8 protein-coding genes and 1 tRNA gene are annotated in these 13,529 nt (G+C 70.4%); 5 read left to right on the top strand and 4 right to left on the bottom strand.

Annotated features, from left to right (window positions below; translation table 11 throughout):
- Positions 1 to 103 precede the first annotated feature (103 nt).
- Genes Sm713_RS36235 through Sm713_RS36225 form a run of 3 tightly spaced genes read right to left on the bottom strand, consistent with a single transcriptional unit; the run spans position 104 to position 5,303 of the window.
- Positions 104 to 3,154: a glycoside hydrolase family 38 C-terminal domain-containing protein gene (locus tag Sm713_RS36235; protein WP_212914172.1), complete on the bottom strand. Its 3,051-nt coding sequence runs from the start codon at positions 3,152 to 3,154 to the stop codon at positions 104 to 106.
- Positions 3,155 to 3,204: 50 nt separating this feature from the next.
- Positions 3,205 to 4,542: a 6-phospho-beta-glucosidase gene (locus Sm713_RS36230; RefSeq protein ID WP_212914171.1), complete on the bottom strand. Its 1,338-nt coding sequence runs from the start codon at positions 4,540 to 4,542 to the stop codon at positions 3,205 to 3,207.
- Positions 4,539 to 5,303: a DeoR/GlpR family DNA-binding transcription regulator gene (locus Sm713_RS36225; RefSeq protein ID WP_212915080.1), complete on the bottom strand. Its 765-nt coding sequence runs from the start codon at positions 5,301 to 5,303 to the stop codon at positions 4,539 to 4,541. Before Sm713_RS36225 ends, Sm713_RS36230 begins: the two co-directional genes overlap by 4 nt.
- A gap of 129 nt (positions 5,304 to 5,432) precedes the next feature.
- On the opposite strand from Sm713_RS36225, the gene Sm713_RS36220 reads away from it, so the two are divergent.
- The 5 genes from Sm713_RS36220 to Sm713_RS36200 all read left to right on the top strand — a co-directional run bounded on the left by Sm713_RS36220 (position 5,433) and on the right by Sm713_RS36200 (position 12,587).
- Positions 5,433 to 6,452 (top strand): carbohydrate kinase family protein, encoded by a 1,020-nt coding sequence (locus tag Sm713_RS36220; protein ID WP_212914170.1) that lies wholly within the window; start codon positions 5,433 to 5,435, stop codon positions 6,450 to 6,452.
- Between the two features lie 61 nt (positions 6,453 to 6,513).
- Positions 6,514 to 7,800 carry an ABC transporter substrate-binding protein gene (locus Sm713_RS36215; protein ID WP_212914169.1) on the top strand — a complete coding sequence of 429 codons (1,287 nt, stop codon included), beginning with the start codon at positions 6,514 to 6,516 and terminating at the stop codon, positions 7,798 to 7,800.
- Positions 7,800 to 8,756: a carbohydrate ABC transporter permease gene (locus tag Sm713_RS36210; RefSeq protein ID WP_212914168.1), complete on the top strand. Its 957-nt coding sequence runs from the start codon at positions 7,800 to 7,802 to the stop codon at positions 8,754 to 8,756. The genes Sm713_RS36215 and Sm713_RS36210 overlap by 1 nt, the downstream gene beginning before the upstream one ends.
- Positions 8,757 to 8,769: 13 nt before the next feature.
- The gene (locus Sm713_RS36205; RefSeq protein WP_212914167.1) at positions 8,770 to 9,633 is read left to right on the top strand and encodes a carbohydrate ABC transporter permease; all 864 of its coding nucleotides are present in this window, start codon (positions 8,770 to 8,772) and stop codon (positions 9,631 to 9,633) included.
- Complete coding sequence (locus Sm713_RS36200) at positions 9,630 to 12,587, top strand: glycoside hydrolase family 2 TIM barrel-domain containing protein (protein WP_212914166.1); 2,958 nt, start codon at positions 9,630 to 9,632, stop codon at positions 12,585 to 12,587. Before Sm713_RS36205 ends, Sm713_RS36200 begins: the two co-directional genes overlap by 4 nt.
- 692 nt (positions 12,588 to 13,279) lie before the next feature.
- On the opposite strand, the gene Sm713_RS36195 is transcribed toward Sm713_RS36200, so the two are convergent.
- Positions 13,280 to 13,353 (bottom strand) — tRNA-Pro (locus Sm713_RS36195).
- Between the last annotated feature and the right edge of the window lie 176 nt (positions 13,354 to 13,529).

Here is a 13,529-nt window from a genome sequence, read left to right as displayed (position 1 = left end):
TGGGCGGCCGGCCAGGCGTTGGGGGCCGGGGTGGGGCCGGGCGCCGCGAACCCGGAGAGGGCGTTCGCGGCCGCCCGGCCCTGTTCACCGCATCGCCACCCGGTCAGCCCCTGCGCAGCCGGAGCGTCAGGATCTGGAAGGGGCGCAGCGCGACGGGGACACCGCCGTCGGCGACCACGGCGGCCTCGGCGTTCTCCAGCGGCCTCTCCAACAGGTCGGTCACCTGGGCGCCGGCCAGCGGGAAGCCGGTGCGCAGCACGCCCTGCGCGCGGCCGCCGAGGGACTCGTAGAGCCGTACCACGACATCGCCCGAGGCGTCGTCGGCGAGCTTGACCGCCTCGACGGTCACGCCCTCGCCGTCCACGGAGACGGCGGGCTCGGGCGCGCCCACCGCATCCGCCACGCGCAGCGGGAGGTTGAGGGCGTAGCCCTCGGCCACGGCGTCGTCGATGCTCGCGCCGGGCAGGAGGGAGTAGACGAAGCGATGGCTGCCCTGGTCGGCCTCGGGGTCCGGGATGCGCGGGGCACGCACCAGGCTGAGGCTGACGCGGGTCGTCGTGCCACCGTCGTCGCGGACCGTGCGGGAGACATCGTGGCCGTAGGTCGAGTCGTTGATGATCGCCACGCCGTAGCCGGGCTCGGCCACGTGCACCCAGCGGTGGGCGGAGACCTCGAAACGGGCTGCCTCCCAGCTCGTGTTGGTGTGCGTGGGCCGCTGGACGTGACCGAACTGGATCTCCGCCGAGGAGTGCGGGGCCCGGATGTCCACCGGGAAGCCGGCCTTCAGGATCTTCTCGGTCTCGTGCCAGTCGATGTCCGTCTCGAAGTCGATCCGGGGGCTGCCCGCGCGCAGCGTGATCGTCTGCGTGATCCGCGAGCCCTTGCCGAAGGCCCGCTCCACCCGGATCGAGCCGATCAGCGGGTCCGCCTCGGTCACGGTGACCGACCCGGCCTGGAGCAGGTCCGTGTAGCGGTTCCTGTAGTGCTTGTCGATGTCCCAGGCGTCCCAGTTGTTCGGCAGGTCGGTGTGCAGGCGGAGCAGGTTGCCCCGCTCGGCGAGGACTTCGCGGTCCGCGCGCAGATCGCGGACGGACGACAGGGTGCCGTCCTCGGCCACCTCGACCCTGACCAGGCCGTTCTCCAGGACACGGCCGTCGACCCGCACCGGCTGCGCGGGCTCGGCGGCCACGAGGGGGGCGCTGCCGTTCGCGGGGACGCTCACATACGCGGGTGCGCCCTCGGGCGTGCGGATCACTTCGGTGCGCTCATAGGGGCTGGTGTTGAAGACGCGGGCGCCGCCGGCGCCGAGCGCGCCGACCGCCTGAGCCGTCAGCACCTCCAGCTCCTGTGCCACGCGGGCGTATTCGGCCTCCGCCTCACGGTGCACCCAGGCGATCGACGAGCCCGGCAGGATGTCGTGGAACTGGTGCAGCAGCACCGTCTTCCACAGCCGGTCGAGCTTCTCGTGCGGGTAGCGGTAGCCCGGCGCGAACAGCGCGGCCGTCGTCGCCCACAGCTCGGCCTCGCGCAGCCGGTGTTCGCTGCGTCGGTTGCCCTGCTTGGTGCGGGCCTGCGAGGTGTAGGTGGCGCGGTGCAGCTCCAGGTACAGCTCGCCGTTCCAGACAGGGGCGTCCGGGTACTCCGCGCGGGCCTTGGCGAAGAACGTGTCGGGGTGTTCGACGACGACCTTGGGTGAGCCCTCCAGGTCGGCGAGCCGGCGCGCCCGTTCCATGATCTCGCGGGTGGGGCCGCCACCGCCGTCGCCCCAGCCGAAGGGCGCGAGCGAGCGCTGCCCTACACCCTTCTCCGCGTAGTTGCGCACCGTGCGGTCCATCTCCTCGCCGCTGAAGCAGGCGTTGTAGGTGTCGATCGGGGGGAAGTGGGTGAAGATGCGGGTGCCGTCGATGCCCTCCCACCAGAAGGTGTGGTGGGGGAAGGTGTTGGTCTGGTTCCAGGAGATCTTCTGGGTGAGGAACCACTCGTTGCCGGCGAGCTTGGCGAGCTGCGGGTAGGCGGCGTTGTAGCCGAAGGAGTCCGGCAGCCAGACGCCCTTGGTCTCGATGCCGAAGTGCTCGATGAAGAACCGCTTGCCATGGACGAGCTGGCGGGCGATGGCCTCGCCGCCGGGCAGATTGCCGTCGGACTCCACCCACATGCCGCCGACCGGCGCCCACTGGCCCTTCTTCACGGACTCCTGGATGCGCGCCCACACCCCCGGGTGGTTGTCGCGCACCCACTCGTACTGCTGGGCCTGGGAGCAGGCGAAGATGAAGTCGTCGTACTCGTCGGCCAGGGACGTCACGTTCGAGAAGGTGCGGGCCGTCTTGCGCTTGGTCTCGCGGATGGGCCACAGCCAGGCGGAGTCTATGTGGGCGTGGCCGACGCCGGAGACGGTGTGCGCGCTGGCGTGGGCGGGCTTCGCCAGGACGGGCGCGAGCACCGCCCGGGCGGCGGCGGCGCTGCCGGAGACGTCGTCCAGGTCGAGGGCGTCCATGGCCCGGTCGAGGGCGTGCAGGATCTCGTGGCGGCGCGGTTCGTGCTCGCCCAGGTGGACCATGAGCTCGCGCAGCACCGTCAGGTCCAGGTCCAGGTGCCAGACCTGCTCGTCGAGTACGGCGAGGTCGGCGCGCCGGAAGGTGTAGAGCGGCTTGTCGCCGGCCGTCAGCACATCGCCCAGGAGCGTGGGCGCGGCGAAGTCGTCCGCCAGGATGTCGGGGTTGGAGGCGGCCTCGACCAGGTAGTGGATCTCCTCGCCGCCCATCGCCGGGTTGGCGATGGGCACGTACTGGTTGAGCGGGTTGACCGCCTTCAGCGGCCGCCCGTCGGTGAGGTGGACCAGCGCCTCGGCCTGGTTGCCCGGCCAGTCGCCCACGAAGCCCAGGTCGATGACGGCCTCGACGCGCCTGCCGGCCCACTCGGTGGGGACCTGCCCGCGCATACGGAACCAGGTGGTGCCCCAGGGCGGGCCCCACGGGGTGTCCGTCGCGAAGGGCTCGTAGGGCGCGGCCGCGGCCTCCTCGAAGGGGACCGGCTCGCCCGGCGCCCGCCAGGCCTCGACCGTCAGGGGGACGGTGGCCGCGTAGATCGCGGTCTTGATGCGCTGGTCGTGGAGGCGCTGGGCGCGCTCCTCGATTCGGCGGCGTTCGTCGTGCATCAGGGGTCTCCAGGGAGAAAGAGACGAGCGGTGGAAAGCGCTTGGCGGGGTTACCTGAGGTAGGACAGTCCCGGATGGACCTCGGTGTAGCCCTCGACCAGCCGTCGGGCCACGTTCACGGAGTCGACCAGCGGGTGCAGCGCGAACGCCTTCACCGCCGTCGTACGGGAGCCGGACTCGGCGGCGGCGAGCACCTCGCGCTCGACCGCCTTCACCGCGCAGACCAGGCCGGTGGCGTGGCCGGGCAGCGGATCGACGGCGACCGGGTGCGCGCCGCCTGCGTCGACCAGGCACGGGACCTCGATGACGGCCTCCCCGTCGAGCGCCGAGAGCGTGGTGCGGTTACGGACATTGAGGATCAAAGTGGTGCGTTCGTCGCGGGCGATGGCCCTCATCAGGGCGAGGGCGACCTTCTCGTAACCGCCGGAGAGGTCGTCGGCGTCGCGTTCGCCGGCGCCCGCGCTCTCCCGGTTCTCGGCCATGTAGGTCGCCTCGCGCTCGGCACGGGTGCGGTCCCAGACGGTGAGGGCGTGCGCGTCGGGCCTGCGCACCTCCTCGTAGAAGTGGGCCTGCTGGTCGCGCAGGAAGGCGCCGCGGGTCTTGTCCGCCTGCTGGTAGGCGCGGACGGCCTCGCGGTTGAAGTAGTAGTAGTGGAGGTACTCGTTCGGGATCGCGCCGAGGGACTGGAGCCAGGTGACGCCGAAGAGCTTGCCCTCCTCGAAGGAGCCGAGCAGGTCCGGGTCCCCGAGCAGGCGCGGCAGCACGTCTCGGCCCGCGACGCGCAGGCCGCGGACCCAGCCGAGGTGGTTCAGGCCGACGTAGTCGATCCACGCCTGTTGCGGGTCGGCGCCGAGGACACGGGCGATGCGGCGGCCGAGGCCGACCGGCGAGTCGCAGATGCCGATGACGCGGTCGCCGAGGTGGCGGGACATGGCCTCGGTGACCAGGCCCGCCGGGTTGGTGAAGTTGATGACCCAGGCGTCGGGGGCGAGCCGGGCCGCGCGCCGGGCGATGTCGACGGCGACGGGGACGGTCCGCAGGCCGTAGGCGATGCCGCCCGCACCGACCGTCTCCTGGCCGAGCACACCCTCGGCGAGCGCCACTCGCTCGTCGTTCGCCCTGCCCGTAAGGCCGCCGACGCGGATCGCGGAGAAGACGAAGTCCGCCCCGCGCAGGGCCTCGTCGAGGTCGGTCGTGGCGGTCACCTCGGGGGCGTCCCCAGCCCGGGCCCCCTGTTCGGCGAGTACTCGGGTCACCGCGGAGAGCCGGGCGGCGTCCAGGTCGTGCAGCACCACCTGGGTGACGCGTCCCTCACCGCGATCGCCCAGCAGCGCCCCGTACACGAGCGGCACCCGGAAACCGCCGCCACCCAGTATCGTCAGCTTCACCCCTGCACCTTTCCTGCCAGTACGACCTCGACGCCGGCCTCCTCCAGGGAAGCTCGGGTCGCCGGGTCGACCGGCGCGTTCGTCACCACCACGTCAAGGTCCTCGGGACCGCAGACCCTCGCCATTCCCGTGCCGGGGAACTTCGCCGTGTCCGCGAGCAGCGCGACCTTTCCGCTGGCCTTGATCATGGCGCGCTTGACCGGCACCTCGACGACCGTGGTGTCCATCACCTGCCCGTCGGGGCGCACTCCGCTGGTGCCCAGGAAGAGCCAGTCCGCGTGCAGCTCACGCAGGTTGTCCTCGGTGAGGAAGCCGACCAGGGAGCGGTACTTGCGGCGCACCATGCCGCCGAGCAGCACCAGTTCGATGCCCTCGTCGTCGGCCAGTTCCTCGTAGACCACCAGGTTGCTGGTGATCACGGTGAGGTGGCGGCCGTGCAGTTGGCGTGCCAGTCGGTAGGCCGTGGTGCCGATGTCGAGCAGGACCGGCTGGCCGTCCTCGATCATCGCGGCGGCGCACTCGGCTATCGCGTCCTTCTCGGTCACGCGCACCTCGGCGACCTCGGCGAAGGGCTGGTCGCCGTCCTCCACGACGGCGCCGCCGTGCACCCGGGTGAGCAGCCCGTCCTCCTCCAGTTTGACCAGGTCGCGCCTGATCGTGGCGGGGCTCACGTCCAGTTGCTCGGAAAGATCGGTCACGGCCGCGGGCCCGCCGGAGCGCAGGGCCTGCAGGATGAGTTGGTGTCGTCGTTCTGCCAGCACGCCGTGAACATTACTCGTCATCTTCAATCATTTCTATGCTCGATTCTGCTCAGGTATTGACCAATCGCCGATGAGCAGCGCACGATTCCGGTCATTAAAAATGGACAAGCTCTGGCGAGAGGGTGTCGCGTGGACGACGACAGGCCCGATGTACTGCTGACCGGGCTGCTCTTCTACGACCTCGTCCTCACGGGGCTCGGCAGGCCGCCGACACCGGGGGAGGAGATCTGGACGGCCGGCATGGGCTGCGGCCCCGGCGGCATCGCCAACCTCGCGGTGGCCGCGTCCCGCCTCGGGCTGCGCACCTGCCTGGCCACGGTCTTCGGCGACGACTTCTACGGCCGGTACTGCCGGGACGTCCTGCGCCGGCAGGAAGGCGTCGACCTCTCGCTGTCCCGTACCGCGGACGGCTGGCCCACCCCCCTCACCGTCTCGCTGGCCGTCAGCGACGACCGGGCCCTGGTCACCCACGGCCGGCAGCCGCCGTACTCGCAGGACGCACTGGTGGGCGACCCGCCCCAGGCGCGCACCGCACTCGTGCACCTCGAAGCCGAACCGCACGCGTGGCTCGCCAAGGCCGCCGCGAACGGCACCCGGATCTACGCCGACGTGGGCTGGGATCCCACCCAGGAGTGGTCCAAGGACCTCCTGGAGCAGCTCGCCCTGTGCCACGCGTTCCTCCCGAACGAGACCGAGGCGATGGCCTACACCCGCACCGACAGCGCTGACGCGGCCCTCGGCAGGCTCTCCGAGCTGGTGCCCGTGGCCGTGGTCACCCGCGGTCGGGACGGCGCGGTGGCCGTCGACCAGCTGACGGGCGAGTACGCGGACGTCCCGGCGCTCGACATCGATGTCCTGGACGCGACGGGCGCCGGAGACGTCTTCGGCGCGAGCTTCGTCGCGGCCTCGCTCGGCGGCTGGCCGCTGGCCGAGCGGCTGCGGTTCGCCGTGCTCGTGGCCGGGCTGTCCGTCCAGCACCATGGTGGCGCGCTCGCCGCCCCCGGCTGGCACGGCGTCGAGAGCTGGTGGCGCTCGCTGACCGACCCCGAGCTGAAACGGGCGTACGGCTTCCTCGCGGACCGTCTCCCCGCGGACGTGGGACCCCCGGTGCACCACGCGCCCGTGACCCCGCCCGCTCGGTCGTGCTGACCCCCACCCCCCACGTCCCCTCAAGCGAAGCGACGAAAAGATCCGAAAGGCGGTGGGAGCTGTGCGGCTCTCACGAAGAGGCCTGCTGCGCGCGGGCCTGGCCGGTACGGCCGCCACAGCGCTCGGCGGCCTGACCTCCGGCTGCGCCGTTCCGACCGGCTCAACGGGCCGGAACATGGTCCTGTGGTGTTGGGACGGTGGCTTCAGCGACACGGTGCTGAGGAAGGCCAGGGCCCGTTACGGCTCGAAGGTGAACCTCCAGGCCATCAAGATCGGCGGCTACTACCGCTCCAAGCTGATCACCACCATGACCGGCCGGGCCCACATCCCCGACATCGCCGGCCTCAAGGGCGAGGACATGGCGTCCTACCTGCCCAACGCTGACCAGTTCGTGGACCTGAGGTCGCTGGGCGCGGAGAAGTACCGGAGCCAGTACCTGGCGTGGAAGTGGAAGCAGGGCATCGCCGACGACGGCACGATGGTCGGCTTCCCGATCGACTGCGGTCCGGTCGTGCACTACTACCAGTACGGCGTCTTCAAGAAGGCCGGGCTGCCCTACGAACCGGACGACGTCTCCCGGGAGTTGAACACCTGGGAGAAGTTCTTCGCGGCGGGCGAGCAACTGGGCAAGCGCATCCCGGGCACGCACCTGCTCTCCGACGTCAACTCCGTCTTCGAGAACCTGGTGCTGCAAGGCCCCGACCGCTACGTGAACAAGGACCGCCACTTCATCGGCGACCAGGAACACGTGCGCCGGGCCTGGGCACTGGCCGTCGAGGCCAAGCGGCGGGGAATCGTCTCGGACCTGGTCAGCGGCACGCCGGACTGGCTGTCGGCGGTCCAGGACGGCAAGCTGCCCAGCGAACTCAACGCCTCCTGGGCAACGAGCGACCTCAAGAGCGGCGTCCCGAAGACCAAGGGCCGCTGGCGGGTCGCCCAGATGCCGGTGCGGCCGTCCAACAACGGCGGCTCGTTCCTGTCGATCACCAGGGAGTGCCGGGAGCCCGAGCTGGCCTTCGAGATCATCACCTGGCTCCTCAACGCGGCCAACCAGGCCCAGGGATTCGTCGACGCGGGCCTCTTCCCCTCCACGCCCACCTCCTACGACATGAAGCTGCTGCGTGAGCCCGACCCGTTCTTCGGCGGCCAGGTCACGATGGATGTCTTCGGGCCCGCCGCGCAGAAGATCGCCCTCGCCTACGACAGCCCGTACGACACCGCGCTCGGGCAGCCCCTCAAGGACGAGATCAGGAACGTCGGCGTCCTCGGCAAGAACCCGGACACGGCCTGGAGTGACGCCATGAGCAAGTGCCGGCGCATCGCACAGCACCTGGGGGTGGCGTACTGATGGCCACCGCGCTTGAGAAGCCCCCGGTCACCGTGGAGACGGCGGCCCCCGCGCGGCCCCGCAGGGGCCTGCGCAAGTACTGGCATCTGTACGCCGCTATCTCGCCCTTCTACCTTCTCTTCCTCGGCTTCGGCCTGGTCCCGGTCGGCTTCTCGCTCTACGTCTCCCTGCACCGCTGGGACGGCCTGGGCTCCATGGAGTGGGCGGGCCTGTCGCAGTACCAGTACCTGGTCACCGACAGCGACTTCTGGCAGTCCGTCGGCAACACCGTCGTGATCTGGGCGATCTCCACCTTCCCCATGATCTTCCTGGCGATGGTGACGGCCGTGATGCTGAACTCGGCGGTGCGGTTCAAGAACGTCTACCGCTTCGCCTACTTCCTGCCGAACGTCACCTCCGTGGTGGCCATCGCGATCATCTTCGGCTCGGTGTTCTCCACCAACTTCGGCCTGGCGAACGCCCTGCTCCAGGCCCTGGGCCTCGATCAGGTGGCCTGGCTGAACACCCCCTGGGGCATCAAGGCCGCCGTCGCGACACTGATGACCTGGCAGTGGACCGGCTACAACGCGATCATCTTCCTCGCGGGCCTGCAAACCATCCCGAGCGAACTGTACGAGGCGGCCCGCATGGACGGCGCGGGGCCCGTGCAGACCTTCTTCCGGATCACCCTGCCGCTGATGCGCCCCGTGCTGCTGTTCGTGCTCGTCGTCTCGACGGTGACCGGCTTGCAGAGCTTCTCCGAGCCGCAGGTGCTGCTCCAGAACGCGACCAACGAGTCGACGTTCTCCGGAGGTCCGGGGCACGCGGGCCGGACGATGGTCCTCTACTTCTTCCAGCAGACCTTCGACAACAACGACTTCGGCTACGGCGCCGCCGTGGCCTGGGGGGTCTTCCTCGTCGTCATCCTGTTCTCGATCATCAACTGGCGCCTGGTACAGCGCCGGGACGAAGACTAGGGAGGCCGTCCACATGGCATCCGTCCAGGCAATACGCAGGCCCCGGGCCATCCGGGGCACCCGCAAGCGGGCCGTCGCCCTGCACGTCGTACTCGTCGTCGGTCTGCTGCTGTCGGCCTTCCCCTTCTACTGGGCCGTCATCATGTCGACGCACGCGTCGAACGAGATCTTCTCCTACCCGCCGAAGCTGCTGCCCGGCTCGCACTTCCTGCAGAACGTCCACCATCTCTTCCAGAACGTCGACTTCTTCGGGTCGATGCTGAACTCGCTGCTGGTGGCCGGCTCGGTGACCTTCCTGGTCCTGTTCTTCGACTCGCTCGCGGCCTTCGTCTTCGCCAAGTTCGCCTTCCCCGGCAAGAACGTGCTGTTCGCGCTGCTGATGGTCATCTTCATGGTGCCGGCGCAGCTGTCCGCCATCCCGCAGTTCGCGATCATGGCGAAGCTCGGCTGGATCGGCTCGATGACCTCGCTGATCGTGCCGGCGGCGGCCAACGCATTCGGCATCTTCTGGATGCGCCAGTACATGAAGGGCGCCATCCACGACGAACTCCTCGACGCCTCCCGCATCGACGGCGCCAACTTCCTGCGCCAGTACTGGCACGTGGCCCTGCCCGTGGTCCGTCCCGGCCTGGCCTTCCTCGGCATCTTCACCTTCATGGGCCAGTGGAACGACTACGCCTGGCCCCTGATCGCCCTGACCAACCCGGACAACGTCACCCTCCAGGTGGCCCTGTCCCAGCTGAACGGCACCCACGGCACCACCGACTACGGAATGGTCATGACCGGAGCTCTGCTCGCCCTCGTCCCCCTGCTGCTGGTCTTCGCGATCGGCGCCAAGCAGATCATCGGCGACCTCGGTAAGGGAGCGATCCGTTGACGGACCCGCTCGTGGCGCTGCGCCCCTGGGAGGCGCCCGAAGTGACCTCCTGGGGGCGCCTGCCGATGAACGCCGCGGTCCGGCGGCCCGAAGCCCGCTGCCTGGACGGCGACTGGCGTTTCCAGTTGCTGCCCGCGCCCGACGCGCCGCTCGGCGACGTCTGGTCGTCGTCGCAGGTCCCCGGTGCCTGGACCCTTCAGGACACCGGCGACCTGCCGCAGTACACGAACGTCCGCATGCCGTTCGCGCAGTTCCCGCCGGGCACCCCCGCGGCCAATCCGACCGGTGTCTACGAACGGGAGGTGGAGGTCCCCGGCGACTGGGTGGGGCGCCGGATCGTGCTCCAGGTCGGGGCCGCCGAGAGCGTGCTGCTCGTGCACGTCGACGAGCAGCCGGTCGGGATCTCCAAGGACTCGCATCTGGCCGCCGAGTTCGATCTCACGGACGTGGTGCGTCCCGGGTCCGGGTCGGTGGTCAGGCTGACCGTCGTGAAGTGGTCGGACGCCTCGCACATCGAGGACCAGGACCAGTGGTGGCACGGCGGCATCACCCGCTCGGTCATGCTGTACGCGACCGATCCCCTGCACCTGGCCGACGTGACCGTGCGGGCCGGGCGGAGCGGCGAGCTGCGGATCGACTGCACGGTGCGGGACGCTCGCGGTGCGCTGCCCGGGGGATGGCACGTCAGCGGTGACCTGGAGGGCCTCCCCCTCACCCAGGACGCGGAGTTCGACCGCGTCAACGCCGAGGACGAACGCGTCTCCGACTTCCTCGGCGAGGCTCGCCTCCACACCACCGTGGCGGACGTGCGCGCCTGGAACGCCGAGACGCCCGAGCTGTACGACCTCGCCGTGCGTCTGCACCGTCCGGACGGAACCGTCGCCGACGCCTCGCACCACCGCATCGGCTTCCGCGACGTCGAGATAGCCGGACGGGACCTGCTGATCAACGGCGAGCGGGTGTTCATCCGCGGCGTCAACCGGCACGACTTCCACCCGCTGACCGGCCGGACACCGTCGGGCGACGACATGCGCGCGGACCTGGTGCTGCTGAAGCGGTTCGGCTTCAACGCGATCCGCACCTCCCACTACCCGAACGATCCGGCGCTCTACGACCTCGCCGACGAACTCGGCTTCTACGTCGTGGACGAGGCGGACATCGAGTCCCACGACCACGCGCACGAGATCGCCGACGACCCGCGCTATCTGAACGCCTTCGTGGACCGGGTCTCGCGGATGGTGCTCCGCGACAAGAACCACCCGTCGGTCGTCATCTGGTCGCTGGGCAACGAGTCGGACTACGGGGCGGGCCACGACGCGGCGGCGGGCTGGGTGCGCCGACACGATCCCACCCGGCCCCTCCAGTACGAGGGCGCGGCGAAGCTCGACTGGGCCGCGACCGACGACGCCTCCGACATCGCCTGCCCCATGTACGCGCCCATCGAGGACTGTGTCGCACACGCCCTGTCCGGCCGGCAGACCAGGCCGCTCATCCAGTGCGAGTACTCACACGCCATGGGCAACAGCAACGGCACGCTGGCCGACCACTGGGCCGCCATCGAGTCCACCCCGGGCCTCCAGGGCGGCTTCATCTGGGAGTTCTGGGACCACGGGATCCTGCAACGCCTGAGCGACGGCAAGCCCGTCGGCCGCGCGGGGACCGGGCTGTACGGGGGCGGTGTCGCCGCGCCCGGCCACCGCTGGGCGTACGGCGGTGACTTCGGCGAGACGATCCACGACGGAGCGTTCATCGCCGACGGGGTGGTGTTCCCGGACCGTACTCCGAAGCCCGCGCTGTACGAGCACCGGGAGATCGCCGCGCCCGTACGGATCGAGGGCGTCCGGCATGAGGGCATCGTGCTCGGCAACCACCAGCACTTCCGCGGCCTGGACTGGCTGGCCGGCCAGTGGGAGCTGTCCCTGGCCGACGGCCCGGGGCTGACCGCGCCCGCCCGGCTGCCGGATCTGCCGCCGGGCGAAACGGCCGCGGTACGGCTGCCCTTCGAGCTGCCCCGCGACGGTGGTGAGGCCTGGCTGACGCTGCGGGTGACCACCGCCGAGGACCAGCCGTGGGCCCCGCGCGGCACGGAGCTGTGCCTGCCACGGGTGCGACTGCGGGAGGCCGCCGCACGCGAGGACTCTCCCGCGGACCAGCCGGTCGAGGTGGACGACGAGGGCCTGCTGCGCCACCCGCTGCTGGCGGCCGCCCCCACGCTCTGTCTGTGGCGGGCGCCCACCGACAACGACGAACTCGGCGGCATCGCGGCGCGCTGGCGGGACTGGGGGCTCGACGCCCTCGCCCGCACGGTGGTGTCGGTGCGGCGGGACGGCGGGCGTACGACGGTGGACGCCGAGTACGCCGGGACGACCGGCGTGGTACGGCACCGGCAGGTGTTCACGGCGGTCGAGGGCGGCATCCGGGTCGACGAGGAGGCCGAACTGCCGGACGAGTTCCACGATGTGGCCCGGGTCGGAACGGTCTTCGAGACGGCGAGCGGCCTCGATCTTCTGGAGTGGTTCGGGCAGGGGCCCTGGGAGTCGTATCCCGACCGGAGCGCGGGCGCGCCCGTGGGCCACCACTGCCTCCCCGTCGAGGAGTTGTTCACACCGTATCTGCGTCCGCAGGAGAGCGGCGGACGGCATGGAGTGCGACGCTTCACCCTGTCCGCGCCGGACGCGACCGCTCTCGCCGTCGAGCTGGACGCACCGCGGCAGGTCTCGGTGACCCGGTTCCGTGCCGAGGACCTGACCGCGGCGGCACACCACGACGAACTGGTGCCGCGGTCCGGATGCGTGGTGCACCTCGACGCGGCACACCGGGGACTCGGCACGGCGTCGTGCGGGCCGGACACCTCTGCCTCGTACCTCGTCCCGCCCGGGGTGCACCGCTGGAGCTGGACCCTGCGCGGCGGGCGGGCGGCCGGCGGGGTGACGCCGGCACCGGCGGGTGACTGAGGCACGACCGTGGAGCGGGCGCCGGGCACGCCGGAGGCCGGTTGACCGGCGGTGTGGACGGCGGCCCGCTCCGTGGCCGGCGCCAGTGGCCCGCCCCGGAGCAGAGGCAGGATGGCTCCTACGACACCCCCCTGTCTCGCCGAGTACCTTGCCGGCTTGGCGCCGTCGACTGATCGCCAGGAGACGGGACCGCTCCACCTGCCACGGCCGCATCCGACGCCGGCCCCTTACGATCCCCCTCGCCCGCCACTCCCCACCGCCCCGCCTGCAACCACGTTCAACATCTCCATGCGCCCAGCAACCGCCACCACCGAAAACCGAAATACCGACCAGAGAAAACCGGAAATGGGGTCAAGGATTCGCATGGTCCCTTACCACGGATTCCGGATATGGGGCCGCCGCTCCCCATCCCGCTTCTGGAGGGAGCGCGGGTGACCAGCAACAAAAGCGGAGGCCCGTACCCACGAGGCCACCCGATCGACGGGCCGCCCCCCCCCCCGGTCACAAACCGGGCACGAATGTGAACATGCACGCAAGAAATCGAATATGTGCGCAGCGACCCGAGCAGGAGTAAACAGACAAGGGGACACGCGAGAGTCGCTCCCACTCCCCCGCTCCCCGGGAACCGGGAAAACGAGAAAGGGCCGTTCAAAGAACGGCCCTTCACCCGCGACTTTCGAATGTCCGAAAAGTCGGGACGACAGGATTTGAACCTGCGACCCCTTGACCCCCAGTCAAGTGCGCTACCAAGCTGCGCCACGTCCCGTTGCTCGTCTGACCTGGGCTTCCCTGGCCGAACGCGCACGGAAACCATACCGCACTCCGGACCGTGGTCGCGCATCCCTTTCGCGGGGGCCCTCCGCGCGGCACCGTCGGCGGACGCGGAGCGCGTGGTCGCCGTCGGCGCTCTCCGTAGTCGGCGCTTGACTTGAAGTGCCGTTC

This window comes from Streptomyces sp. TS71-3 (genome assembly GCF_018327685.1).
In the GTDB taxonomy this organism is placed as follows: Bacteria; Actinomycetota; Actinomycetes; order Streptomycetales; family Streptomycetaceae; genus Streptomyces.
Note: the sequence above shows the minus strand (reverse complement) of the source record. Positions and strands in the feature narration are given on the sequence as shown.

Excerpts from the sequence above, each read along its gene's own strand:
- Sm713_RS36235 (WP_212914172.1), bottom strand. The coding sequence starts at position 3,154 with ATGCACGACGAACGCCGCCGAATCGAGGAGCGCGCCCAGCGCCTCCAC.
- Sm713_RS36205 (WP_212914167.1), top strand. The coding sequence starts at position 8,770 with ATGGCATCCGTCCAGGCAATACGCAGGCCCCGGGCCATCCGGGGCACC.
- Sm713_RS36210 (WP_212914168.1), top strand. The coding sequence starts at position 7,800 with ATGGCCACCGCGCTTGAGAAGCCCCCGGTCACCGTGGAGACGGCGGCC.